Origin of the sequence: Flavobacterium anhuiense (assembly GCF_001705175.1) — a bacterium.
In the GTDB taxonomy this organism is placed as follows: domain Bacteria; phylum Bacteroidota; class Bacteroidia; order Flavobacteriales; family Flavobacteriaceae; genus Flavobacterium; species Flavobacterium anhuiense.
Genome location: NZ_CP016907.1, coordinates 132,333 through 159,086, shown reverse-complemented (window position 1 = coordinate 159,086; position 26,754 = coordinate 132,333). Strand labels below are relative to the sequence as shown.

The window sequence follows — 26,754 nt, the reverse complement described above, 5'->3', positions numbered from 1 at the left end:
GAAAACATTCTGGGGGAAGGTGATAATACGTTAGTTTAGATAAAGAGTTTTTAAATACTAAGTTTATTATCAATTACTCGTCCGTTAAAGTTTTGAATGTAGGCTTTCAAAAAATTTGAAATTTCAAGTGTTTTAAATGTATTTTGAGACTGTAAGTTGTTTTTTAATAGAGGATCTTTCTTCCAATTATATAATCCAACAACTTGATTGTTTGCAAAGGCTAGATAATAATCATCTTGTACGCAATGGTAAATTCCCTGCAAATAGAATACAGCAAAATTTTGATTGCTTTTAAAACTTTTTCCAAAACAAATCAAATCTGTGTTTATACCTAGATAGTCTATGATACTTGGCATGATATCAATCTGTTGGAAATTTTTTTCGTTTACTCCAGAAAAGTTTGGATTGCTTGCATCAAAGAATAAAATTGGAATATGAAATTTACCAATTATGGTTTTGTCTATTTCTGATTCTCCGCTAGAAGAAGTATGATCGGCAGAAATTACAAACAATGTATTACTGTACCATTTTTGCTTCTTAGCATTTTCAAAAAAAAGTTTCAGAGAGTAATCGGTGTAGGCAATACTTTCTTGTATAACTGTTGTTCCTTTCGGGAATTTATTTTTGTATCGTTCTGGTATTTTATATGGATTATGAGAAGAAATGGTGAAAATAGTGCTAAAGAAAGGCTCTTTAAAACTCGATAATTTCCCCGCAAAAAACTGTAAAAATTCTTCATCAAAAATTCCCCATTTTCCGTCAAAGGCTTCAGGGCCAATATATTCATCTTTTCCATAATACTTTTCAAATCCTGCTGCTTTTGCATATTGATCAAAATTCTGGCTTCCGTTAAAAGCACCATGAAAAAATGAAGTTGTATATCCTTCTTTTTTAAGAATTTTTGGTAAGCTATTTGTTTTATCCAAAGAATAGCTAGAAATGATAAATGAATTATTCATCAAGCTAGGTATGCTGGAAATAATAGATGGAACAGCATCAATGGATACTTTTCCGTTTGCAAATCCGTTTTTAAAATAATACGATTTTGTAATTAAAGAATCTAGAAAGGGAGTTTGTTTTTTGCCAATATTTTCATGTCCAAAACTTTCCAGAATGATTATTACAACATTTTTTTTGTTTGCTGTTTCTGCTGTTTTAAAAGATAAGATTGGTTTGTAGATAGAATCAAGATCTTTTTTGTTAAAATAATTGACTTTCTCTATATCTTCTTTTTGAGATATGGTTTTTAAAATGCAAAAAGGAGTATTTAAAATGAGTGGAGCGTTATTGAGGGAGCTGTATTTGGCAGCGTCTACAATTCTAAGGGGCTTTTTCTGAAATCCTCCACGACCAACTATTAATAATAAAAAGATTGACGTAAGAAAGTAAAAAGATTGCTTTAAGAATTTTTCTTTTGTAAAACTTTTTATTTCGTTTTTGTTTTTAAAATTAGGTATGGATTTCCAAAAAAAGACACTTAAAATAATGAACAGCAAAAGGATATACCAAAATTCCTTGGCAAAAGAGAAAAATAAACCCAAGGCTTCTTTTTCCATTCCTTTTGCGGTAATCATGCTAAAAGTGCTTCTTCTTCCTGTGAAGCGGAAATATATAATATCAATGAGATTTGCAGCAATGAACAAAAGGTTAATTAAAAAAAAAGAAATTTTTAATACAGTCTGATAGGTTTTGCTAAACTTGAAATTACCAGGAATTGCATGCGCTATTAAGAAAATAAAAGTTACATATGAAATTGCTGAAAGGTCAAACAATAGGCTTCCTAAAATATTTTGAACTGTTATATGATCAAAGTATTTAAAATTTATTATGTAAAAGAAGATGTTACAAATCTGATAGATAAAAAAAATTAGAGAATATCGGTATAGAAATAATTTTAAACTAGACGTATAATTTTTCATTAAAAGGCGTTTAAATAAAGTGTCATCTTATTTTAGAAGACATTTTTCAAAACGCAAAACTAATATAATTTTCTTACTTTTTAATATTTGTAAGATTTTTATTTGTTTTTTTATTTAAACGCATAGAAAAGGACGGTAAAGACCGCCCTAATATATTCAAGATTTTTATACCAATTACACAGCAACATCGTACTCACGAAGTGCATTGTTTAAAGAAGTTTTTAAATCTGTAGATGGTTTACGAGTTCCAATGATTAAGGCACAAGGAACTTGGTATTCTCCAGCAGCAAATTTCTTAGTATAGCTTCCTGGGATAACTACAGAACGAGCTGGCACATAACCTTTCATTTCAACTGGTTCATCACCTGTAACATCGATAATTTTAGTAGATGCTGTCAAACATACGTTAGCTCCAAGAACAGCTTCTTTACCAACGTGAACACCTTCAACAACAATACAACGGGATCCGATAAAAGCACCGTCTTCAATAATTACTGGAGCTGCTTGCAATGGCTCAAGAACACCACCAATACCAACACCACCGCTTAAGTGAACATTTTTACCAATTTGAGCACAGCTTCCTACAGTTGCCCAAGTATCAACCATTGTTCCTTCGTCTACATAAGCACCAATGTTTACATAACTTGGCATTAAGATTACACCGCTAGAGATGTAAGCACCATAACGAGCAACAGCATTTGGCACTACACGAATTCCTTTTTCAGCATAATTTCTTTTCAGCAACATTTTATCGTGGTACTCGAAAATACCAGATTCCCATGTTTCCATTTTCTGAATCGGGAAATACATTACAACTGCTTTCTTAACCCATTCGTTTACTTGCCATTTGTCACCAACTGGTTCAGCAACACGTAATTTTCCTGCGTCTACCAATTCGATAACTTCTCTAATGGCATCTGTAGTTGTAGTTTCTTGCAATAAAGCTCTATTTTCCCAAGCTTGTTCAATTATAGTCTGTAAAGAATTCATACGTTTAATTTTTTGGCAAAGATAACGTATTTGTAGAAATGCAAAAAAAGCAAAACCACTTGAAAATGTTACAAATTTAACTTTTTGTTTCTTATTTGTAAGGTTGTCGAAGGATATATGAGTTTTTGATTAATACTATTACCACTAGAAGTTTTTTTTATATCAAAATATGACAAAAGTCAGGATTTCTCTTTTTTCTTCACTTTAATTTCGCAGTGTTGATCAACATTCCATTCCATAAATAATCATATAAGCAGTAAAATATGAATCAAGAAAATCACCTTCAAAACAGAGTAATCATTGACAAAGAAGTAAGCTGGGATAAGACTCAGGTTATCATGAGTAAAACAAATGCATACGGTATTATTGAATATGCCAACGAAGTATTTGTAGATGTTTGTGGTTACGAAGACTATGAATTAATGGGACAGCCTCATAATATCATACGTCACCCTGATATGCCAAAAGTAATTTTTAAAGTACTTTGGGAAAATCTTAAAAACGGGAAAAACTTTCATGCTATTGTAAAAAACCTTGCAAAGTCTGGAAGATACTATTGGGTAATTACAGATTTTGAAATTGCCCGCGACGAAAACGACGTTATTGTAAATTATTTCGGAAGAAGGCAAGCCGTACCGCAAGAAGTAATTGCGATGCATATTGAACCTTTGTATAAAAAGTTATTGCAGATCGAAGCAGCAAGCGGAGTAGAATTTAGCGAGAAGTACTTGATTGGGTTCTTAGAAGAGAAAAAGAGAACTTACGTTGAATATATTAAGGAGCTGATTTACGAACATGAAAAGTCACAATCTAAGTTTGCTAATTATTCTGAAGAAGAGGATGCAGGAGAGGAAGAAGAACATAAAGGTTTTTTCAGTCGTTTGTTCGGAAGATAAATTGAGTTATTTTTTAGGTTTGAATATTTGGATAAAGATCCGTCTTGAGTTTTCAGGGCGGATTTTTTTATTGAAAATAATCTTGAAGAAGTTTATTTTGAGTGAAATGGAAAATTAGAAAAATATTTTAGATTAAATTTGCTTAAAATTGTACAACATGCCAAGAATCCTTTCAATAGATTACGGACAAAAACGCACAGGAATTGCTGTTACAGACGAAATGCAGATTATTGCTTCGGGCTTAACAACGATTCCGACTCATACTTTGATTGACTTTTTAAAAGATTATTTTGCTAAAGAAAAAGTCGAAGCGGTTTTGATTGGCGAGCCAAAACAGATGAACGGACAGCCATCAGAAAGCGCTTCAGTGATTAATGGTTTTGCAAAGCATTTTTCGAATATCTTTCCAGACATGAAAGTGATTCGCGTTGATGAGCGTTTTACTTCAAAAATGGCATTTCAAACCATGATCGACAGTGGTTTAAGTAAAAAGCAGCGTCAGAACAAAGGTTTAATAGACGAAATTTCTGCCACAATTCTGCTTCAAGATTATCTTTCCGCAAAAAAATAGCGCTGTTCGTCGTATTTTTTATTTATAATTTAATGGTTTTTAGAAAATCCTAACTTTTATCATCCAAAAATTAGTTTTTTTTTGCAATTAAAAAAGTACCTTTGCACTTTAAATAAAAATACTGTTATGCCTGACGAAACCATACGTTCAAATAGTGATGTAGTACTCATTGGCGCTGGAATAATGAGTGCCACTCTTGGAGTAATTTTGAAAGAATTACAACCAGATATAAAAATTGAAATTTACGAAAGATTAGATGTTGCTGCAGCAGAAAGCTCTGATGCTTGGAATAATGCAGGAACTGGACACTCTGCTTTTTGTGAACTAAATTATACTCCAGAAAAGGCAGACGGAAGCATAGATCCTAAAAAAGCTATAAGCATTGCAGAATCATTCGAGATTTCTCGCCAGTTTTGGTCTTACTTAGTACAGCAAAACAAAGTGCCGTCTCCGGATAATTTTATTAAAAGCGTGCCTCATATGAGTTTTGTGTGGGGAGATAAAAATGTAAATTATTTAAAAAAGAGATTCGAGGTGCTTCAGAGTAACCCGATTTTCTCAGATATGACTTTCAGTACCGATTTTGAACAGCTTCAAAAATGGATGCCATTGGTAATGGAAGGCAGAAGTGCTGACGAAAAATTAGCAGCAACACATATGGAAATTGGTACTGATGTTAATTTTGGTGCTTTAACAAGAAGTATGTTCAATTACTTAGAAAAACTAGATGGCGTCTCTTTGTTCTTCAATCACGAAGTTAAAAAACTAAGACAGCGTGAAGATAAATCTTGGAGAATTAAAATTAAGGATTTGTCAACTGGAAAAACTCGTAAAGCTTATACAAAATTTGTATTTATTGGTGCAGGAGGAGGCTCTCTTCCTTTACTAGAAAAAGCAAATGTGCCAGAAGGCAATGGATATGGAGGTTTTCCCGTGAGCGGACAATGGCTAAAATGTACAAATCCAGAAGTAATTGCAAAACATCAAGCAAAAGTTTACGGAAAAGCAAGTGTTGGAGCTCCTCCAATGTCTGTTCCTCACATCGATACTCGTGTAATTGATGGTGAAAAAGCGCTTCTTTTTGGGCCATTCGCAGGATTCTCAACTCGTTTCCTTAAAAATGGTTCATATTTAGATTTGCCACTATCTATTAAGCGTAACAACTTAATTCCGATGTTGGCTGCTGGATATCACAATATTCCATTAACCAAATATTTGATTGAGCAAGTGCGTCAGTCTCCAAAAGACAGAATGAAAGCTTTACGCGAATATCTTCCAACAGCACGCTCAAAAGACTGGAAATTAGAAAAAGCAGGCCAGCGTGTTCAGGTAATCAAAAAAGATGAAAAAGAAGGTGGAGTTTTAGAGTTTGGTACAGAAGTTATCAATACACATGACGGAACTTTAGCGGTTTTATTGGGTGCTTCTCCGGGTGCTTCTACAGCTGTAGCAATTATGATTGATTTGATCAGCAGATGTTTTACACACCAGATTAAAACACCAGAATGGCAAGCGAAATTAAAGACAATGATTCCGTCTTACGGACAGACTTTAAACGATAAGCCAGAACTTTTAGAACAGCTTAGAAAACAAACAGCAGAAGTTCTAAAACTAAATTAAGCTTCTCATATTAATATAAAAAAACAAATCCAGATGAATTAATCTGGATTTGTTGCTTTTAAGTCGGTTGTATTTTTTAGAATTTTTTCTGCCAGATTGCTCATCCAGATTAATTGCTCAATTACCATCTGTGCTTCCTGCATTTTAGCCTGGCGCGTTTCTTTGTCCAAATCGTCATCTTCCGCTAAACGGGTAAAATGCCTACGCTTTAATTCTTCAAATTGCAAAGTCACATCTTCTTTTTCAAAAAAAGTATCTTGTACTACAACTTCGTTTCTTAAGACCGAAATGGAATGATCCAGATTGGCTAAAATTGTTTTGATAATATAATTAAAAGAATCAGATGCAGAAGTGGTTTGGTGAGACTGAATATAGGTAGAAAGTGATGCCAAAGCAGATAATAAAGAGTGGTTTAAAACCACTAACTTATTTACCAAAGGCATTGTTTTTTGTTTCGACTTAGGTTCTTGCATCATACGCTGGAAAGAAGTCATTAAATTTCCTATTTCAACAAAGGCATTCTTTCGCGCTAAGCGGTACGAAGTAGGAACTTCTCCTTTTTTATTATAAAAATCTGCAATCTCTTTTAAATAATTTCTATTGGCTCGAATGGTGTTTTCAATGTGGATCGGTGTATTGATGAATTCCCAAGCTGGCCATAAAAACTGATTGGCAATAAAAGCTAAGGTTGCTCCTGCAAGTGTATCTAATATTCTGTATTGAATTACTTCATTAATGTCTGGAGTTAGAATTCCGTAGATGAAAACCACGTACATCGTAACAAATGTCGCACTAATCTTGTAATTGATCTGGGTAAATGAAATTCCGAGCAGCATGCATACAATAGAGAAAATGCTCAATGCCACATGGTTCTGAATAACAGATACTATTCCGAAAGCTATAATTCCACCTAGAATAGTTCCGAACATTCTGTTGTACGATCGCTCTTTGGTCAAACCATACCCAGGACGCATGATTACTACAATGGTCAGCAGAATCCAATATACGTTTTGAAACGGTAGCATTTGGCCGAGAAAAAAGCCAATCAAAATAGTTATGGTTAATCGTATCGAATGTCTGAAAATGGAAGAAGAATAACTTAAGTTTTCAATTAAAGTTCGAAGCGGATAATATTGCGGTGTTAAGAATTTTTCAAGCTCTTTGTCTTGATCTTTCAATTTATAAGATTGCATTGCTAAAGAAAGCGCACGCTGAATGGTTTTTATTTTCCCAACCTGATTCTTAGCATATTTTAGCATATTGGTCAGCATTAATACACCTTCTGCGGCTTCTTCTTTTCCTAATGTTTTTTCATAATCAAAAATGGCAAATTCAAGAGCATCCAATTCATTTTTTAGGTCATGTTTGTCAACATAAGTACTAATATGGTTCACATTTTTTGAAAGCTTTTTTAAGGTAGAAGCTAATTTATATGCTACGTTTTGATAGGTTCTTAAAACATCAGGATGTTTGGCAAATTTTTCATGAAGTTTGCTGTGGTCAAATGAAGTGTATAAAGCCAATTCTTGAATTTCGACCAAAGTAATAAAAACCAAAAGCATTTTTCGGTTCTGGCTTGTAGTTCCAGATGCATTCTGGTTTCCAATGAGCATTTTCCTTAAATCTTCGTGAATAAGATTCAATTCTACCTGAACAGCTAACTGTTTTTCAATAATTGCTTTTCTGTTGGCTTCAGGACTCCATAGATCGCCTCTTAATTTTAGATATTTAGCAGTAAGTTTTATTCCTTCGGCAATTTGTAATTCTACATATTTATAAGGCTGTACAAAATGAAAAACAAGAGATACTATTAAATATAGAATTCCTCCGATAAAAATAAAACCAGAGTATTCAAAAGCTTCCCAACCTTCATGCAAATGGCCAAAGGACAGGGAAATCGATAATAAGGCAGAGAAAGAAATCAAAGTAGCTCGCTGTCCGTAAACCGAAATCATAGAACATAAAAACAGCAGAAATCCTAAAAAGATATAAAAAAGGAAAGGAAAAGGATAAACAAGATTTACCAAAAGATTAACTCCAGAAACAATAAAAGAAGCAGCAATTAATCCTTTTATTTTATGGCTGAGAGAACTTGGAATATCACTGGGATAAGTATAAAATGCACCAAGCGCAATGGTAAAACCGATTTCAAAATGACCTAGAAAATTTAAAACTAAAACAGGAACAACAGAAGCAATAGTTACTTTAGAGGCATTTAGAAAGGAAGTGCTGTTAGTAAATTTCGAAATTCTATCAATCATAAAAAGAGGTTTACTAACAAAGGTAAGAATTGTAGGAGTGATTTTGGCATAATTATAGCTGAGATTTTTATTAGCAAGTAAAAAATATGATATAATGCCTTATAAGAATTATTCATTGACTATTTTTTACTATTTTTGCCAGCTGAAATATCAGAACTTTAATTCTGTTTTTGCAGCACATTAAAACATAAATAAAAACAAATGATTTTACCAATTGTAGGATACGGTGATCCTGTTTTAAGAAAAGTAGGGCAGGATATTACACCAGAATATCCAAACCTAAAAGAAACGATCGCAAATATGTACGAGACGATGTACAATGCGTATGGAGTTGGACTTGCAGCACCGCAGGTTGGACTGCCAATTCGTTTGTTTGTGATAGATACAACGCCTTTTAGTGATGATGAGGATCTTCCTTCAGAGGAACAAAAAGATTTGAAAGGCTTTAAGAAGACTTTTATCAATGCTAAAATCGTTAAAGAAGAAGGAGAAGAGTGGGGATTTAATGAAGGCTGTTTGAGTATTCCTGATGTACGTGAAGACGTTTACAGAAAACCAACTGTTACAATCGAATATTGTGAAGAAGATTTTGTAATGAAAACGGAAGTATTTGACGGGTTAATTGCAAGAGTTATCCAGCATGAATACGACCATATTGAAGGAATCTTGTTTACAGATAAAATCTCATCTCTAAAAAAACGTTTAATCCAAAAGAAATTAAAAAATATTACTGAGGGAAAAACGTCTCAGGAATATAGAATGAAATTTTACGCAGCTAAAAAAGCAAGATAAGTTTTCTATATATTTAGAAACAAAAAATAAATAAAATTCTTAATACTAATTTTAATAAAAATGAATTTAACGAAAATTTTAGCCATTTCAGGAAAACCAGGTTTATACGAATTAAAAGTACAAACTCGTACAGGTTTTGTGGCGGAATCATTAATTGATGGGAAGAAGATTACTGTAAATCTAAAAAGCAATGTAAGTTTATTGTCTGAAATTTCGATTTATACTTACGAAGGCGAAAAACCGTTAACTGAAGTAATGCAGCAGATTGCCGTTAAAGAAAACAAAGGACAAGCTATCTCTCATAAAGAAGATAACGCTACTTTGTCTGCTTATTTTAAACAAATTCTTCCTGATTACGACGAAGAAAGAGTTTACCCATCAGACATTAAAAAAGTATTAAGCTGGTACAACACACTTCAAGCAAAAGGATTGGTTACAGATTTAGCTCCTGCAGCTGAAGAGCCAAAAGAAGAAGCTTCAGTTGCGGCTGAAAAACCAAAAAAAGCTCCAGCAGCTAAAAAAGCAAAAGCTAAAAAAGAAGAATAATCGCTCTTCTTTAAACATAATATAATCCTGTTGAGAGGTTTTCTTAACAGGATTTTTTAATTTTACAGAATCGAGTTTAAATCAAAAGAAACTTCAAAATGAGCAAAGAAAACCAGTTAAAAGCATTTGAGAGATTACTGAATATCATGGATGAACTTCGTGAGCAATGTCCTTGGGATAAAAAACAAACTCTTCAGACTTTAAGACATTTGACAATCGAAGAAACCTATGAGCTAGGAGATGCTATTCTGGACAATGATTTAAATGAAGTTAAAAAAGAATTGGGTGATTTACTACTTCATATTGTTTTCTATGCCAAAATAGGCAGTGAAACTAATGATTTTGATATTGCTGATGTCTGTAATGAAATCTGCGATAAATTGATTCATCGTCATCCGCATATTTATGGAAATGTAAAAGTAGAAAATGAGGAAGAAGTAAAACAAAATTGGGAAAAGCTAAAGCTTAAAGAAGGTAAGAAATCTGTTTTAGAAGGCGTTCCAAGAAGTCTTCCGGCAATGGTCAAAGCAAGTCGAATTCAAGACAAAGTGAAAGGAGTGGGGTTTGACTGGGAAGAACCTCATCAGGTTTGGGATAAAGTGCAAGAAGAATTACAGGAATTGCAAGATGAAGTGAAAACTGGAAATCAAGATAAAATTGAAGACGAGTTTGGAGATGTCTTGTTTTCTATGATTAATTATGCAAGATTTTTAAATGTAAACCCTGAAGATGCTTTAGAAAGAACCAATAAAAAGTTTATTAAGCGTTTTCAATACCTAGAAAGTAAAGCAAACGAATTAGGAAAGCCTTTGATGGATATGACACTTACAGAAATGGATGTTTTCTGGAATGAAGCTAAAAAACTTTAATTGTCGGCCAATTTTTTTAAAGCGCGAACATCTTTAAGCAGGATTTTTTTACCAACCAATTCAATCAATCCTAGTTTGTTAAAATCAGATAATAAACGAATACAGCTTTCTGTAGCAGTTCCAATAATCCCTGCGAGCTCCTCTCTTGTTAGTTGAACTTTTAGTGTTTTGTCGGTGTCTTCGCCAAATTCATCATGTAGATGTAGTAAAGTTTCGGCAAGTCTCTGCTTAACAGTTTTTTGAACTAAGGCAATTTTTTCGTTCTCAGATTCCTTTAAATCTTCGCAAACAGATTGCATCATATTTAAAGAAAACTGATTGTTATTATTAAAGAAATTGATGATTTCAGCTTTAGGAATAAAGCAGACTTCCATATCGGCAATCGCTTTTGCAGTCAAGTTTGCGGGTTCATTGCTAATCATAGAGCGCTGTCCAAGAAGTTCACCAGATTTTACCAATTTTACAATTTGGTCTTTTCCGTTTGCACTCAGTTTTGAAAGTTTCCCAACTCCGTCTTTTACACAAAAAACACCATTGGTTACTTCGCCTTCTTCAAAAAGAGCCTCGCCTTTTTTAATTTTGTAAGTCGTTTTGCTATTGGCTAACTTAATAACTTCTTCTTTATTAAGGGCTTTTAATGAGCTTAACTGGCGTACAATGCATTGATCACATTTGTTCATGACAATATTTGTTTGCTGCAAAAATAAGGATATTTGAGGGTTTTAGCCACCTTTAAAAGGTAAATTTATTATAAATTAGGGTTAGCTCTTTTTTGAACTTTTTATTTTATAAATTTAGGAATCCAATTTCAAAATAACATGACAATTATCATCTTAATAATTGTGCTTTAGTTGGAAATTTGTGGCAAATAAAAACAAGTTTATGAGGGAGCAAAGTTGTTTTCATTGTGGTTTAACTATTGAACAAAATGAAGAAATTGATTTTGATGATAAAAAATTTTGTTGCACTGGCTGTAAAACAGTTTACGAAATTTTTAGCATTAATGACCTGACATCATATTATGATTTTGAAAAGTCTCCAGGTGCCACTCCGCAAGACATCAAAGGAAAATATGATTTTTTAGAGAATGAAACCATACTTGCAAAAGTTTTAGAGTTTCAAGAAGGAAACACTTCAATCGTTTCGCTTAATATTCCTCATATCCATTGCAGTTCTTGCATCTGGATTCTAGAAAATCTTAATCGTCTTCAGCTAGGAATTAGCACTTCTCAAGTTAATTTTCACGAAAAGAAAGTTAGAATTACCTTTAATTCTGATGTAGTTTCTTTAAAAGATATTACTTATCTCTTAAGTTCGATAGGTTATGAACCTTATATTAGTTTGGAAAATTATGGATCTGCAAAAGCAAAAGTCGACAGAAGTTTAACCTATAAATTAGGTGTTGCATTTTTCTGTTTCGGAAATATTATGCTGCTTTCATTTCCAGAATATTTCGAAATGAAAGAATTCTGGCTCGATAGTTACAAGCCGTTTTTCAGATTACTTATTTTTCTTCTAGCATTACCCACTTTTTTTTACTCAGCGAGCGGATATTATGTTTCTGCTTATCATAGCATTAGAACGAGAATGCTCAATATTGATATCCCGATTGCTTTAGGAATTATCGTGATGTTTATTCGAAGTACTTACGATATGCTAATGGACCACGGTCCAGGTTTTTTTGACAGTTTGGCCAGTTTGATATTTTTTATGCTTCTTGGCAAAATGTTTCAAATTAAAACGTATAGTTTTTTAAGTTTCGAAAGGGATTTTAAATCATATTTTCCAATTGCGGTTACTAAAATCAATAAAGATACTTCTGAAGAAAATGTTGCTATTTATGATGTTCTAAAAGGAGACCGTTTATTAATAAGAAATCAAGAGCTTATTCCTGTTGACGGAATTTTAATCAGCGATAGCGCCGAAATTGACTATAGCTTTGTTACAGGAGAAGCAGTTCCAATTACTAAAAAATCTGGAGATAAAGTCTTTGCAGGAGGAAAACAGATTGGTAAAGTAATCGAAATGGAAGTTTTGCACTCTGTTTCTCAAAGTTATTTAACCCAATTATGGAGCAACGAAATTTTTCAGAAAAAAGTAGATCAGAAACACAAAACCATAACAGATGCAATCAGTCGATATTTTACCCCCATATTATTGCTCATTGCATTTGCTGGTTTTGGTTATTGGATTTTTAAAGATGCAAATACTGCTTTTAATGTTTTTACCGCGGTATTGATCGTAGCCTGCCCATGTGCATTGGCTCTTACTGCCCCGTTTACTTTTGGAAACATATTGCGAATTTTAGGTAAAAAGAAATTTTATTTGAAAAATGCTGTTGTAATCGAACAGCTTGCCAAAGTTGATACAATAGTTTTTGATAAAACAGGAACCATTACAACCAACAAGAAGTCGAATATATTATATGAAGGAAATCCTATTTCAAATTCAGATATTACATTGATTAAAAATGTGTTGCGAGGTTCAAATCATCCATTAAGCCGAATGCTTTATGATTTTCTGCCAGAAAGTAAACGCATTGCTGTAGAAGAGTTTCAAGAAATTACAGGAAAAGGAATTCTAGCAATAATTGACGGAAAGGAAATGAAAATTGGCTCAGGGCAATTTGTAAATGATATAGTTGCAGATGGTTCAGAAATAGAAAAAACAGCATTACACATTAAAATAGGTGAGATTTATTTCGGAAAATATACTTTCCAAAATAAATATCGTGAAGGTTTAGAAAAGCTTTTTGCAAACCTGAGCAAAGATTATCAAATAAAAGTGCTTTCTGGTGACAATGATGGCGAAAGGTCAAATCTGGAAGCTATTCTTCCAAAAGGTACTGAGTTGATATTTAATCAAAAACCTGAACAGAAATTAGAATACATAAAGCAACTTCAGGAGAAAGGACAAAACGTTATGATGGTGGGCGATGGATTGAATGATGCTGGTGCTTTGGCTCAAAGTAATGTCGGGATTTCTATATCTGAAAACGTGAATGTCTTTTCACCTGCCTGTGATGCCATTTTGGATGCAACAGAATTTTCTCGTCTCAACTACTTTTTAAAGCTTTCTCATAAAGCTATTTTAATTATAAAAATGAGTTTTGGGTTGTCATTGCTGTACAATGTTGTCGGTCTTGCATTTGCGGTTACAGGAAATCTGCTTCCGCTGGTTGCGGCGATCATTATGCCACTGAGTACAATTACGATTGTCAGTTTTGTAACTTTTATGTCTAACTATTTCAGTAACAAAAATTTAGAGTAAATTTAAATTGTTTTGAAAGATATTTTTTATAAATTTAACATATCTTTTTGATCATGATAATTATCATATTTTATGCGCCTTTAACGAAGTAATTTTGTTAATATAAATCTAAGGTATGAGTGTTATTTATCTTTTAATTTCAGTAAGTATTTTTGTGGCAATCTGTTTCTTTATTGCCTTTATCGTTGCTGTCAAATCTGGACAGTATGATGATGATTATACTCCTTCAGTCAGAATCCTTTTTGATGACGAAACAAAAATTAATTCCCAAAATAATAATTCACCAATCGAAGAAAAACAAGTATAATTATGGAAATGGAACAGTTTTATTACGACAACAAAATTGTAAAAAAATTCATTTATGCCACAATTCTTTTTGGAGTTGTAGGTATGTTAGTGGGACTTACCTTAGCGGTAATGTACCTTTTTCCCAACATGACAGATGGGATTTCGTGGTTGAGTTACGGCCGATTAAGACCGTTACACACTAATGCAGTTATTTTTGCCTTTGTGGGTAATGCTTTTTTTTCCGGTATGTATTACTCGCTGCAAAGATTACTAAAAGCCAGAATGTTTAGTGATTTTCTTAGTAATCTTCACTTCTGGGGATGGCAGCTGATTATCGTGGCTGCGGCAATTACGCTTCCTCTAGGTTATACTTCTTCAAAGGAATATGCAGAGTTAGAGTGGCCAATTGATATTGCAATCGCTTTGATTTGGGTTGTAATGGGAATCAATATGATTGGTACAATGATAAAACGCAGGGAGCGTCACTTATATGTAGCGATTTGGTTTTATATCGCAACATTTGTAACGGTAGCTGTACTGCATATCTTTAATAACATTGAAATTCCAGTTTCGGGTTTAAAAAGTTACTCTGTATATGCCGGTGTTCAAGATGCATTGGTGCAATGGTGGTACGGACATAATGCGGTGGCATTCTTCCTTACAACTCCGTTCTTGGGATTAATGTATTACTTCGTTCCAAAAATTGCAAACAGACCTGTTTACTCCTATAGGTTATCAATTATTCACTTTTGGTCTTTAATCTTTATCTATATATGGGCAGGACCACACCACTTATTATATTCTGCACTGCCAAACTGGGCTCAGAATTTAGGAGTTGCATTCTCAGTAATGTTAATTGCTCCATCTTGGGGAGGTATGATCAATGGTCTTTTAACATTAAGAGGAGCTTGGGATAAAGTTCGTGAAGAACCGGTTTTGAAATTCTTCGTCGTAGCCATTACTGGTTATGGTATGGCAACTTTCGAAGGTCCTATGCTGTCTTTAAAAAATGTAAATGCTATTGCGCACTATACTGATTGGATCGTAGCACACGTACACGTAGGAGCTTTAGCTTGGAATGGTTTCATGTCATTTGGTATTATCTACTGGCTGATTCCAAGAATGACAAAATCAGAGTTATTCTCTAAGAAATTAGCCAACTTCCATTTTTGGATTGGTACTTTGGGGATAATAGCTTATACGATTCCATTATATGTCGCTGGTTTCCAGCAAGCATCAATGTGGAAACAGTTTAATCCAGATGGCACTTTAACTTATGGGAATTTCCTTGAAACCGTAACGGCTATTATGCCAATGTATTGGATGAGAGCTATTGGTGGTACTTTGTACCTAGTAGGTATGCTTACATTGGTTTATAACATTGTGATGACAATTAAAGCTGGAAATCCAGTAGAAGATGAATTGGCTCAAGCTCCTGCATTACAAACAATAAAAAGTGGTAGATTAAGCGGAGAGAAATTCCACTCTTGGTTAGAAAGAAAACCAATTCAATTAACTATTCTAGCTACAATCGCAATTTTAATTGGAGGTATTATTCAGATTGTGCCAACAATTATGGTAAAATCAAATATTCCAACAATTTCAAGTGTAAAACCATATACACCGTTAGAACTTGAAGGGCGTGACCTATACATTAGAGAAGGTTGTGTTGGATGTCACTCGCAATCAGTTCGTCCCTTTAGAAGTGAAGTAGAGCGTTATGGAGTTCAGTCAAAAGCGGGAGAATTTGTTTACGATCATCCATTCTTATGGGGGTCAAAACGTACAGGGCCAGACTTGTTAAGAGTAGGTGGTAAGTACAATGACAACTGGCACTTTAACCACATGTGGAATCCGCAAAGCACATCAGCAGGCTCAATTATGCCAGGTTACAAATGGTTGTTCGATAACAAACCAATGGACATTTCATTGACACAAAAGAAAATGCAGGCAATGATTTCATTAGGTGTGCCATATTCTCCAGAAGATGTTGCAAATGCGCAAAAAACTTTAAGAGAGCAGGCTGTTAAGATAGAAAAAAGCTTAGAAAGCGATCCTGATTTCGTTAAGAGTTATGAAGACAGCCGCAAAAAAGCTGAAGCAAAAGGCGAGAAATTCACTCCAATGAACGAAAGAGAAATAGTCGCTTTAATCGCTTATATTCAAAGACTTGGTACTGATATTAAAGTAAAAGAAACTTCAAAATAACAGCATTATGTTTGAACAGATAAAACACAATATGGAAACAATATCGGGTATAGAAATTTACCCGATTATTTCCCTCTTAATTTTTTTCTTCTTCTTTGTAGGATTAGGCATTTGGGTGTTCTCTTATAGAAAAGAAAAAATTGAAGAAATGAGTAATATACCTTTAGATGAAGGACTTAGTGTAACTACAAAAGATAGATAAAAATGAAAAAGTTTTTCCCAGTATATGTTAGAGTACCGTTGATTTTCTTCATCGTATTTGCTTTGATGGAATATTTTATAGATTCAGGTGATAAGCCGGCTTTTGTAAAATATCCAATGGTATCACTCTTTTTATTTGTCTTTTTGTTTATTCTAATTGCCATCGAGATTACGCTTAGTGCTGTCAATCGAGTAATGTACCAATTATTATCGCCTGAAGAAAAAGCACAAAAAGAACTTGAAGAAAGTTTAAGCTTTAAAGAAAGCACTTGGTTTAAAAACCTAATGCATAAATTGACTAAAACAGAGCCAATTGAAAAAGAAGGTGAATTATTGATGGATCATGATTATGACGGAATCAAAGAGCTAGATAATAATTTACCGCCATGGTGGGTATATTTATTCTACATCTGTATCATTTTCGGAGTAATTTATGTAGTTCGTTTCGATGTTTTAGGGGCTGATGATCAGGAAATGGAATTGAAAAAAGAATTGGCTCAAGCCAAGATTGATGTTGCGGAATACATGAAAACAGCACCAGATTTAATGGATGAAAAAACGGTTGTTTTGTTAACTGATGCACCAAGTCTAGCTGAAGGGAAAACAATCTTTACTACGAATTGTGCTGCGTGCCACCGTGCCGATGCGGGAGGACAGATTGGACCAAACCTTACAGATGATAGATGGATTTTAGGAGGAGGAATCAAAAATCTATTCCACACTATTACAAATGGAGGAAGAGACGGTAAAGGGATGATTGCCTGGAAAGGAACTCTTAAACCAAAAGAAATACAAAAAGTGGCTAGTTATATTCTGTCTTTACAAGGAAGTAATCCAAAGGATCCAAAAGAAGCAGAAGGAGAAGTTTGGGTAGACGATAGCGCTCCTAAAACCGATGCCGCTGCAGCAACTACAAAAGATACCACAGAAGTTAAAAAATAATTAGAATATCATGTCAAATTTACCAGACGAAGCTTTTAGAAATACCATTGGAACAATAGATGAAGGTGGTAAACGAAAATTTATATTTCCTAAAAAACCGTCTGGTAAATTTTATGATTATAGGAAAATTGTCAGCTATGTTTTGCTAGCAATTTTATTCATAAATCCTTTTATCAAGATTAATGGAAATCAGTTTATGATGTTCAATATCTTGGAACGTCGTTTTAATATTTTTGGATTCCCTTTTTGGCCTCAGGATTTTTATCTCTTCGTAATTTCAATGCTTGTCGGCGTTGTATTTATAATTTTATTTACTGTTGTTTTCGGAAGAATATTTTGCGGTTGGATTTGTCCGCAGACTATTTTCCTTGAAATGGTTTTCCGTCGTATCGAATATTGGATCGATGGAGACAGAGGTTCTCAAACTCGTTTGGCAAGACAGGAATGGAATGCTGAAAAAATTAGAAAACGAGTTTTGAAATGGACTATATTCTTCTTAATCTCTTTCCTTATAGCTAATGTTTTTTTGGCCTATTTGGTAGGAAGTGATGCTTTATTCTTAATGATTGAGCAAGGTCCAGTTAAACAAGCAAGCAATTTTATTGCTCTATTAATATTTACAAGTATTTTCTATTTTGTTTTTGTATGGTTTCGTGAACAGGTTTGTATTATCGCCTGTCCATACGGAAGATTGCAAGGCGTACTTTTAGATAATAAATCTATAAATGTTGCTTACGATTTTGTTCGAGGTGAAAAAGAAGAAGGACGTGCAAAATTCAAAAAAAATGAAGATAGAGCATTAACAGGAAAAGGAGATTGTATTGATTGTCTTCAATGTGTTCACGTCTGTCCAATGGGAATTGATATCAGAAACGGAACGCAGCTGGAATGTACAAACTGTACAGCTTGTATCGACGAATGTGATCATATTATGGAATCTGTTGGATTGCCAAAAGGACTTATTCGTTATGCATCTGAAGATGAAATTGCCAAAAAAGAACCTTTCAAGTTTACCACGAGAATGAAAGGATATACAGCCGTTCTCTTCATTTTATTGAGTATTTTTGTTGGAATGCTGTTTTTAAGAACAGATGTACAGGCAGTAATTTTAAGATTGCCTGGCCAGCTGTTCCAGCATAATGGAGAAAAAATCAGCAATGTTTACACTTATAAAATTGTAAACAAGACAATGAAAGATTACAATGATATACATTTCGAATTAATTGATCAGAAAGGAGAAATTAAAAATGTTGGTAAAAAACACTTTAAAATTGCTAAAGAAGGAATTTCTCAAGGAACATTGTTTATAGAAATTGATGAAGTTCTGCTTGAAAGCGATAAAACAAAAGTAAAAATTGGAGTTTATAATGGTTCTGAACTTTTGCAAACAACTACTACAAATTTCTTAGGACCGCGCAGTTTTAATTAAAAATATATTATTATGAAATCGCCACAAAATAAACTTTGTAAAATCAAAACAAAAGAATAAAGGCGATAACATATTTGACAAATAACAAATAAAATCTACAAATATGAAATTTAATTGGGGCACAGGTATCGTCATTGCATTCGGATTGTTTATGACCTTTATTTTATATTTTGTTTTTGAAGTACAGTCAAACTCTAAATACGATAATGATTTGGTTGTAGAAGAATATTATAAACACGATACGCACTTTCAAGAAGAAATGGCAAGAATTCAGAATGCACATGATTTGCAGCACAAACCATCAATCAAATATACTGGAGAAGGTGTTGCGATAATTTTTCCTGCAGGATTTGAAAGTGATAAAGTAAAAGGAAATATTCAATTATACAGACCTTCAAACAAAAAATTTGACTTTAATACTCAAATTGCTTTAACCAATTCAGAAATCATTATTCCGCAGAAAAAATTAATAAAAGGACGCTGGGATGTTAATATGGAGTGGCAGTACGAAGGCAAAAAATATCTCACTAAAGAGGTTATTTACGTAAACTAAAAATAAAATGTTATTCTCTGCTTTCTTTTTAGGTTTAATCAGCAGTCTGCACTGTGTTGGAATGTGTGGACCAATTGCTATGATGCTTCCTGTAGATAGGCAAAATGAAGCTAAAAAGGCAATGCAGATTATGACGTATCACTTTGGACGATTAACTGCTTATTCAACAATTGGATTGATTTTTGGATTATTGGGAAGAGGTTTTTTTCTAGCTGGCTTGCAGCAGAAAATGTCAATAATTATTGGTGTAATTATGATTGTTGTGGTTTTGATTCCAGAGAAAAAATTTGCTCAATACAATTTTTCTAAACCTATTTATAAAATCATTTCTAAAATTAAATCGAATTTAGGTAGCCAGTTTAAAAACAAGAGTTACAAATCTCTTTTTACTATTGGCCTTCTAAACGGATTTCTGCCATGCGGAATGGTTTATGTTGCTTTATTTGGAGCAATTGCCATGCAGAGTGCAAGTCTTGGTGTTCTCTACATGCTTTTATTCGGGATTGGGACTATACCGCTAATGACGGTTGTGGTTTATGTCAACTCATTATTAAAATTGCCTTTCAGAAATAAAATCCAAAAGGCAATTCCGTATGTAGCTGTTATAATTGGTGTTTTATTCATCCTTCGTGGATTGGGATTAGGAATTCCATATATCTCTCCCTCAAACATGAGTTTGTTTGTACAGCAGACTCCAAACTGCCACTAGAAGATATATTTAAGTTATTATACAGTCATCGAAAACAGGTTTGTTTCCGGTGACTTTCTTTTTAGATGTAAGTCAAATGCCATACAGATATTACGGACAAAAGGTCTCCCTTCTTCGGTAATTGTGATTTTATTGTTTTCAATAATAATCAAATTATCGTTTTCTATTTCTTTTAAAGCAATTAAAACTTCAGGAAGTTCAGCAAAATTTAAAGATTCTGCAGTCCAGGAAGTTTCCAATTCGCAGGTTAGATTCAGAATGTGTTTTCTAATGATAAGATCTTCATCGTTTAAAATATGACCCTTTACAACAGGAAGTTTATCCGATTCTAAAATTTCATAATATTCTTCTAGACTTTTGGTGTTTTGAGCAAAACTGTACCAGCTATCACTTATTGAAGAAACGCCTAAACCAATCATAACTTGAGTTTTGGAAGCGCTGTATCCCATGAAATTTCTATGCAGATTTCCGTTGTGAGCTGCCTTGTATAAACTATCGCCTTTTAAAGCAAAATGATCCATGCCAATTTCGTGATATCCGTTTTGAATCAGAAGCTTTTTACCAATTTCATATAGTTTTCTTTTTTCGGCATCCTTTGGCAGGTTTTCGTCATTAAAGCCTCTCTGTCCGTTTCCTTTTATCCACGGCACATGCGCATAGCTATAAAATGCCAATCGATCTGGTTTTAAAGAATTGGTTTTCTCGACTGTATCTACGACATCTTCGATAGTTTGAAATGGAAGCCCAAAAATAATATCGTGCCCAATTGAAGTATAGCCAATTTCTTTTGCCCAAAAAGTTACTTTGGCAACATTATGAAAAGGCTGAATTCTATTAATTGCTTTTTGAACTGTAGGAGAATAATCTTGAACGCCAAAACTCACTCGGCGAAAGCCTAAATCATATAGTTTTTTGAGTTGTTCGTGAGTAGTATTGTTTGGATGCCCTTCAAAACTAAATTCGTGATTTTCTGCTTTTACAGCATAATCAAAAATTCCGTTAATAAGACATTCTAAATTTTCTTTTGAAAAGAAGGTTGGTGTTCCTCCACCCAAATGAATTTCTTTGATTACAGGCTTTTCAGGAAGTAAATCACAATACATTTTCCATTCTTTTAGAACTGCATGAATGTATTTTTCTTCTACTGAGTGATTTTTTGTAATGCGTTTATTGCATCCACAGAAAGTGCACATGCTTTCGCAGAAAGGCAGGTGAATGTATAAACTTATTCCGTTTCTTGAATTGCTTTCAGAAAATGATTGCCTTAAAGTAGTAATCCATTTTTCGGACGTAAAGTCTGCTTCATTCCAATAAGGAACAGTCGGATAACTAGTATATCTTGGACCTGGGACATTGTACTTTTGAGTCAAAGAAATTTTCATAATGACGGATTTAGTTTACCTCAAAATTAAAACTTCAAACTAAGACATAAAATGACAAATATCATGTAAAACGCAAAAAAAAAAGAGGCCAAATTGGAGCCTCTTTTCTGAATTAAATAACTAACGTGATATAGAATCTTGGATGATTTTAAGCCATTTTTTCGCAAACTGATGATCTTGATAGACGCTAATCTGTTTGATGCGGTCATCGTCAAAATCATAGAATGGAATTATTATTTTTTTACCAGTTTCTTTTTCTTGAAAATCAAAATCAATTTTAACAATAGTATCAGAACCAGCATCTGTTGTTGGAACTAATTTGCATGAAGAAATTGTATTCAAATCGACATAAATTGACTCTTGCTGATTTGGATTGAAATTCATCAAAATAAACTTATTGTTTTTTTGATCAATTGTTAAAGTCTTATTGTTGATTGATTCTGTCAAATCAAAATCTTCTGGATGATTGGGATTGAATCTTTTTTTGATGTTTAAAATTCTCGATTTACTTGCTGCAGATGAACGTGCAGAGAAATATATTGGGATAGCAACAATGATTAAAATCACAATTCCCATTATTGTGGTAGTAGTTTCCATAATGTTTTAATGTAATAAATAAATGATATGCAAAACAGTTCTCGATTTGAAAACGGTTAAGTACGTGGTGAAGAATAGATCTTCTAATGAAAAATCAAGTATTTATTTACCAGAAAAAATGGAAAGCATAGAGTATGACTAAAACCTTTTTACTTTGTGTTGTAAAGAGTTTAGTATATGCTGTAGTGTGTGTAACGGTTTGATGCTGCGGGATAAGCGGTAAAAGGTTCTCAAAACATTTAATTATTCCAGTAGGATTTGTTTTGACGTTTGCCGCAAGCTGATAACTTCCCTGAGGCTGTATAAATGCAGACGAATCAGGAATGTCTTTGCAGAAGTTGGTATCGGATTTTTCCGTTTCAATTACGTGTACAGCAGATTGGTTTGCCTGATAAGCAAACAGTCCTGCAAGTATAAGTGTAATAAGAATAACGGTTTTACGAATCCAATTCATGTCGGCGAATTTAAGTCATAAAACGCAATTAAAGAAATTTTATAGAATTAATTAACATTCAAAAAAAGTCCTCAGCGGAACTGAGGACTGATGAGGTTATTGTTGCATTTTAAAATAATAATCTGCTGAATGTTTGCCGCTTCCATAAAACAGGAAGAATATGCAGACTAATAAAACGACTATAGCTAAAATTAAACTTTCAGAATGCATTCTTCCCATAGAGTTGACAAGAACAGCACCAAATAAAATGGGTAATTGAGCAGCGATTGCCCATCTGGTCAAAAGCCCAAAAATAATCATTATACCACCAATCATGTGGGCTGGAGCAATGTAATGCAGCATAAACATACCTCCTCCAAACTTATCAATCGGGGAAATCAAATCATGCAGGTATTGAACATTGGTGACGAAAGAGACACCTTTCATAAATAAAAATCCACCCAAAACAATACGTACTAAATCAACTGGTAAATAAGTGTGCGAGTTCGCCCATTTATTCAAACTTTTTACATTTTCCATGATGTTGTGTGATTAAAAATTATGTACTAAGTTACTAATTTTTAATCAGATATTTATTTTTAACACCTTGAAAATAAGTTTTTTACTTTTTATTTAACGTCTTGTTGAGAATTCTTAAATCATTATACCTGAATGACTCCTAAATTAAATGGTTTTTGAATCGGAGCATGGTTTGCAGCTTCAATTCCTATCGAAATCCAATTGCGGGTTTCTAATGGATCAATAATGGCATCTGTCCAAAGTCTTGAAGCAGCATAGTAAGGCGAAGTCTGCTCGTCGTAACGGGCTTTTATTTTATCGAATAATTCAGCTTCTTTTGCTTCGTCGACAGTTTCTCCTTTTGCTTTAAGCGAAGAAGCCTCTATTTGCGCCAAAACTTTCGCCGCTTGAGTTCCGCCCATAACAGCAAGTTCTGCACTTGGCCATGCAAATATCAATCTAGGATCATAAGCTTTTCCGCACATTGCGTAATTTCCTGCTCCGTAGGAGTTTCCAACAATAACTGTAAATTTAGGAACAACCGAATTACTAACAGCATTTACCATTTTGGCACCGTCTTTAATAATACCGCCGTGTTCTGATTTTGAACCCACCATAAAACCAGTAACGTCTTGTAAAAACACTAGCGGAATCTTTTTCTGGTTGCAGTTGGCAATAAAACGAGTAGCCTTGTCAGCACTGTCAGAATAAATTACACCACCAAACTGCATTTCACCTTTTTTGGTTTTTACGACTTTCCTTTGATTGGCAACAATTCCGACAGCCCAACCATCAATTCTGGCATATCCTGTTATTAGAGATTGTCCGTAACCATCTTTATACGCTTCAAATTCAGAATTATCGACCAAACGTTTGATGATTTCCATCATATCATATTGCTCGGTTCTTGCTTTTGGAAGAATTCCGTAAATTTCATTTGGATCTAAAGCAGGTTTTTCGGCTTTGATTCTGCTGTAGCCAGCTTTGTCAAAATCACCAATTTTATCTACAATGTTTTTGATTTTGTCTAAAGCATCTTTATCGTCTTTGGCTTTATAATCGGTAACACCCGAAATTTCGCAATGAGTTGTTGCTCCGCCAAGAGTTTCATTGTCGATAGTTTCGCCAATTGCAGCTTTTACTAAATAACTTCCCGCAAGGAAAATACTTCCGGTTTTGTCAACGATTAAAGCTTCATCGCTCATGATTGGGAGATAGGCGCCACCAGCAACACAGCTTCCCATAACGGCAGCTATTTGCGTGATTCCCATACTGCTCATTTGGGCGTTGTTTCTAAAGATGCGTCCGAAATGTTCTTTATCAGGGAAAATTTCATCCTGCATTGGCAAATAAACTCCTGCGCTATCTACAAGATAAATAATTGGGAGTCGGTTTTCCATTGCTATTTCTTGTGCGCGAAGGTTTTTCTTTCCTGTTATCGGAAACCAAGCTCCAGCTTTTACAGTAGCATCATTGGCAACGACAATACATTGTTTTCCTCTGATGTAGCCAATTTTCACCACAACACCTCCAGATGGACAACCGCCGTGTTCTGGATACATTCCTTCACCAGCAAAACCTCCAATTTCAATACTTTTAGAATTTTCGTCCAATAAATAAGCAATTCTTTCGCGAGCGGTCATTTTACCTTCGGCATGCAGTTTTTCGATTCTTTTTTCGCCACCACCCAATTTAACTTTGGCAAATTTTTGTTTTAATTCAGAAAGAAGTAATTTATTGTGATCTTCGTTTTTATTGAAGTTTAAATCCATGATATAGTATTGATTTGATAAAATAGTGTTGGCTAATTTACAAAATCAATTGAAATAAACGAGTTGCTTTATGAATTAAGAAATAGCATTAATAAAAAAAACACCCGTTTTAGCGGATGTTCTTTTTTCGATTTTAAGTGATATTATTTTTTAAGGCCACAAACCATTTGTTTCAGCAAAGCCCATTGTTTTAAAGCATCACGAGCTTCAACAGCAGGATATCCTAACATAGTTTTTCCAGCAGGAACATCTCCAGTAACACCAGATCCAGCACCAATTACCGCGCCATCTCCAATAGTGGTGTGATCTTTTATTGAAGCGCTTCCGCCAATAATAACTCCGTTTCCTAAAGTTACAGAACCTGCTAAACCGCTGTTTCCAGCCATGATACAGAACTTTCCGAGTTTGCTATTATGTCCAATCTGCACCAAATTGTCAATTTTGCATCCGTCTCCAACAATAGTTGAACTAAATTTTCCGCGATCTACGCAAGTATTAGCTCCGATTTCAACCCTGTTTCCAATTATTACATTACCAATTTGCGGAATTTTTACAAGTCCATTTTCTTCGCAAGGACGAAAACCGAAACCGTCTGCACCAATTGTTGCGTTTGGATGAATAATGCATTCGTTGCCAATATGACAGCGCTCACGAACAACGCTTCCAGACCAGATGGTTGTGTTTCTTCCGATTGTGCATTCGTCTAAAATGGTAACATTTGGATAAATTATAGCATTAGCTCCAATTTCAACTTTTGGGCCAATGTAACAGCCAGCGCCAATTTTAGCACCTTCGCCAATTATGGCTGTTTCGTCTACAGTTGCGGTTTTATGAATATTGTAATGAAAGATTGGGGCAGGGGGAGCAAAAAGAGCAAGGATTTGTGACATTGCCAAATCGGCATTTTTGACTTTTATAAAAGCTCGATTTTCTCCCGGCTCAATCGAAATGTCTTCGTTCACAATCGCGATTGAAGCATTAGAAGTCGACCAGTATTTTTCGTATTTCTTGTTTCCAATAAATGAAATTTCTGAAGTTGTTGCTTTTTCTAGTTGTTCTGTGGCAGTAATGCCTTGCGAAGTGCTGCCGTAAATTACGCCATTTATAACTTCATTAATTTCTTGAATTGAATAGGATCTCATTGACAAATTTTAATCGACTTAGGTTATTTTTTGCCAAATAAAATGAAATACATTTTAATTACCTAATTAATTATTCTTGTTTCTTAATAATTGTTTAAAATATAGATCTGTTTTTTATAAAATTAACATTTAAAATATTAATTAAATAAAAGTTTTTCAATGTGCTAATGGGGCGATTGTTTAGATTTCTAATTTTAAAAGCTAAAATTGAGGACTAAAAGCTAAAAAAAATAATTGTTAAGTGATGGCTTACATTTGTTTTGTTAAATCATTTTTATAAGTGATGATTAATAAAAAAAGCGATTCACTTTTTTAGTGAATCGCTTTTTATAAATTATTCTTTGATTTTTGATAATGAAACTGCATTGATGCAATAACGCAGACCACTCGGAGGAGGTCCGTCAGGGAAAACATGCCCTAAATGAGAGTCGCATACATTGCAGACTACCTCAACACGGATCATTCCATATGACTTGTCAGCATGATAAGCAATAACATTTTCTTTTACAGGTTGGGTAAATGAGGGCCATCCTGTGCCAGATTCAAACTTTTCGCTTGCATCAAAAAGAACTGTTCCGCAACATTTACATTCATAAATTCCAGGATCAAACAAGCTGCATAATTCGGAACTAAAAGATCTTTCAGTTCCTTTTAAACGAGTTACCTGAAATTCTTCTGGCGTTAGAATCTGTTTCCATTCTTCCTCCGTTTTCTCCACTTTTTTGTCTGGAGTTGGATTTCCTTTATTTGTAAAATGAATTACATCTGCCCATTTTATCATAACTTTTTGTTTTAAAGTTTCAAGTTTCAGGTTTCAAGTTTACTGTGACCGTAAACTGTGACTG

The 26,754-nt window shown here is 33.9% G+C and carries 25 protein-coding genes; 14 read left to right on the top strand and 11 right to left on the bottom strand.

Features of this window, described 5'->3' with window-relative positions; translation table 11 throughout:
* Positions 1–50: 50 nt before the first annotated feature.
* Positions 51–1,556, bottom strand: a complete 1,506-nt coding sequence (locus BB050_RS00620; protein WP_236940397.1) for an LTA synthase family protein — start codon at positions 1,554–1,556, stop codon at positions 51–53.
* A gap of 537 nt (positions 1,557–2,093) precedes the next feature.
* Positions 2,094–2,909, bottom strand: a complete 816-nt coding sequence (locus BB050_RS00615) for a 2,3,4,5-tetrahydropyridine-2,6-dicarboxylate N-succinyltransferase (protein WP_008462641.1) — start codon at positions 2,907–2,909, stop codon at positions 2,094–2,096.
* A 263-nt stretch (positions 2,910–3,172) separates the two neighbouring features.
* On the opposite strand from BB050_RS00615, the gene BB050_RS00610 reads away from it, so the two are divergent.
* The 3 genes from BB050_RS00610 (at position 3,173) to BB050_RS00600 (ending at position 5,996) form a co-directional block, all read left to right on the top strand.
* Entirely contained in the window at positions 3,173–3,805 is a 633-nt protein-coding gene (locus BB050_RS00610) for a PAS domain-containing protein (RefSeq protein ID WP_066032214.1), read from the top strand.
* Between the two features lie 157 nt (positions 3,806–3,962).
* Positions 3,963–4,376, top strand: coding sequence for a Holliday junction resolvase RuvX (ruvX, locus tag BB050_RS00605; protein ID WP_008462647.1), 414 nt, complete (start codon positions 3,963–3,965; stop codon positions 4,374–4,376).
* Between the two features lie 126 nt (positions 4,377–4,502).
* Positions 4,503–5,996, top strand: coding sequence for a malate:quinone oxidoreductase (locus BB050_RS00600; protein ID WP_008462648.1), 1,494 nt, complete (start codon positions 4,503–4,505; stop codon positions 5,994–5,996).
* A gap of 38 nt (positions 5,997–6,034) precedes the next feature.
* On the opposite strand, the gene BB050_RS00595 is transcribed toward BB050_RS00600, so the two are convergent.
* Positions 6,035–8,257, bottom strand: a complete 2,223-nt coding sequence (locus tag BB050_RS00595; RefSeq protein ID WP_066032213.1) for an FUSC family protein — start codon at positions 8,255–8,257, stop codon at positions 6,035–6,037.
* A gap of 201 nt (positions 8,258–8,458) precedes the next feature.
* Between BB050_RS00595 and def the strand changes: the two genes are divergently transcribed.
* From def to mazG, 3 genes are all read left to right on the top strand, one after another.
* Positions 8,459–9,049 (top strand): peptide deformylase, encoded by a 591-nt coding sequence (gene def, locus BB050_RS00590; RefSeq protein ID WP_066032212.1) that lies wholly within the window; start codon positions 8,459–8,461, stop codon positions 9,047–9,049.
* A gap of 60 nt (positions 9,050–9,109) precedes the next feature.
* On the top strand, positions 9,110–9,595 hold the full coding sequence (locus BB050_RS00585) for a DUF5606 family protein (RefSeq protein WP_066032211.1): 486 nt from the start codon (positions 9,110–9,112) through the stop codon (positions 9,593–9,595).
* A 98-nt stretch (positions 9,596–9,693) separates the two neighbouring features.
* A complete protein-coding gene (gene mazG, locus BB050_RS00580) occupies positions 9,694–10,464 on the top strand; it encodes a nucleoside triphosphate pyrophosphohydrolase (protein ID WP_066032210.1) in 771 nt (256 codons plus the stop codon).
* Here mazG and BB050_RS00575 read toward each other — a convergent pair.
* Positions 10,461–11,144: a Crp/Fnr family transcriptional regulator gene (locus BB050_RS00575; protein WP_066032209.1), complete on the bottom strand. Its 684-nt coding sequence runs from the start codon at positions 11,142–11,144 to the stop codon at positions 10,461–10,463. The genes mazG and BB050_RS00575 overlap by 4 nt on opposite strands.
* Positions 11,145–11,346: 202 nt before the next feature.
* On the opposite strand from BB050_RS00575, the gene BB050_RS00570 reads away from it, so the two are divergent.
* From BB050_RS00570 to BB050_RS00535, 8 genes are all read left to right on the top strand, one after another.
* On the top strand, positions 11,347–13,734 hold the full coding sequence (locus tag BB050_RS00570) for a heavy metal translocating P-type ATPase (RefSeq protein WP_066032208.1): 2,388 nt from the start codon (positions 11,347–11,349) through the stop codon (positions 13,732–13,734).
* Between the two features lie 115 nt (positions 13,735–13,849).
* The gene (ccoS, locus tag BB050_RS00565) at positions 13,850–14,041 is read left to right on the top strand and encodes a cbb3-type cytochrome oxidase assembly protein CcoS (RefSeq protein WP_008462657.1); all 192 of its coding nucleotides are present in this window, start codon (positions 13,850–13,852) and stop codon (positions 14,039–14,041) included.
* Positions 14,042–14,043: 2 nt separating this feature from the next.
* Positions 14,044–16,230, top strand: a complete 2,187-nt coding sequence (ccoN, locus tag BB050_RS00560) for a cytochrome-c oxidase, cbb3-type subunit I (protein ID WP_066032207.1) — start codon at positions 14,044–14,046, stop codon at positions 16,228–16,230.
* A gap of 7 nt (positions 16,231–16,237) precedes the next feature.
* Positions 16,238–16,432, top strand: a complete 195-nt coding sequence (locus BB050_RS00555; RefSeq protein WP_008462663.1) for a CcoQ/FixQ family Cbb3-type cytochrome c oxidase assembly chaperone — start codon at positions 16,238–16,240, stop codon at positions 16,430–16,432.
* Between the two features lie 2 nt (positions 16,433–16,434).
* On the top strand, positions 16,435–17,373 hold the full coding sequence (locus tag BB050_RS00550) for a cbb3-type cytochrome c oxidase N-terminal domain-containing protein (RefSeq protein ID WP_066032206.1): 939 nt from the start codon (positions 16,435–16,437) through the stop codon (positions 17,371–17,373).
* A gap of 10 nt (positions 17,374–17,383) precedes the next feature.
* Positions 17,384–18,802, top strand: coding sequence for a cytochrome c oxidase accessory protein CcoG (gene ccoG / locus BB050_RS00545; protein WP_066032205.1), 1,419 nt, complete (start codon positions 17,384–17,386; stop codon positions 18,800–18,802).
* Between the two features lie 103 nt (positions 18,803–18,905).
* A complete protein-coding gene (locus BB050_RS00540; protein WP_066032204.1) occupies positions 18,906–19,355 on the top strand; it encodes a FixH family protein in 450 nt (149 codons plus the stop codon).
* A gap of 7 nt (positions 19,356–19,362) precedes the next feature.
* The gene (locus tag BB050_RS00535) at positions 19,363–20,064 is read left to right on the top strand and encodes a sulfite exporter TauE/SafE family protein (RefSeq protein ID WP_066032203.1); all 702 of its coding nucleotides are present in this window, start codon (positions 19,363–19,365) and stop codon (positions 20,062–20,064) included.
* A gap of 17 nt (positions 20,065–20,081) precedes the next feature.
* Here BB050_RS00535 and hemN read toward each other — a convergent pair whose 3' ends face one another.
* The 7 genes from hemN to msrB all read right to left on the bottom strand — a co-directional run bounded on the left by hemN (position 20,082) and on the right by msrB (position 26,690).
* Positions 20,082–21,446 (bottom strand): oxygen-independent coproporphyrinogen III oxidase, encoded by a 1,365-nt coding sequence (hemN, locus tag BB050_RS00530; RefSeq protein ID WP_066032202.1) that lies wholly within the window; start codon positions 21,444–21,446, stop codon positions 20,082–20,084.
* 120 nt (positions 21,447–21,566) lie between these two features.
* A complete protein-coding gene (locus tag BB050_RS00525; RefSeq protein ID WP_066032201.1) occupies positions 21,567–22,043 on the bottom strand; it encodes a hypothetical protein in 477 nt (158 codons plus the stop codon).
* A gap of 106 nt (positions 22,044–22,149) precedes the next feature.
* Positions 22,150–22,497: a hypothetical protein gene (locus BB050_RS00520; RefSeq protein ID WP_008462677.1), complete on the bottom strand. Its 348-nt coding sequence runs from the start codon at positions 22,495–22,497 to the stop codon at positions 22,150–22,152.
* 96 nt (positions 22,498–22,593) lie between these two features.
* Complete coding sequence (locus BB050_RS00515) at positions 22,594–23,016, bottom strand: DoxX family protein (protein ID WP_008462678.1); 423 nt, start codon at positions 23,014–23,016, stop codon at positions 22,594–22,596.
* A 122-nt stretch (positions 23,017–23,138) separates the two neighbouring features.
* Positions 23,139–24,767 carry an acyl-CoA carboxylase subunit beta gene (locus BB050_RS00510; RefSeq protein WP_008462679.1) on the bottom strand — a complete coding sequence of 543 codons (1,629 nt, stop codon included), beginning with the start codon at positions 24,765–24,767 and terminating at the stop codon, positions 23,139–23,141.
* 143 nt (positions 24,768–24,910) lie between these two features.
* Entirely contained in the window at positions 24,911–25,909 is a 999-nt protein-coding gene (lpxD, locus tag BB050_RS00505; RefSeq protein WP_008462680.1) for a UDP-3-O-(3-hydroxymyristoyl)glucosamine N-acyltransferase, read from the bottom strand.
* 334 nt (positions 25,910–26,243) lie between these two features.
* Complete coding sequence (msrB, locus tag BB050_RS00500) at positions 26,244–26,690, bottom strand: peptide-methionine (R)-S-oxide reductase MsrB (protein WP_066032200.1); 447 nt, start codon at positions 26,688–26,690, stop codon at positions 26,244–26,246.
* Between the last annotated feature and the right edge of the window lie 64 nt (positions 26,691–26,754).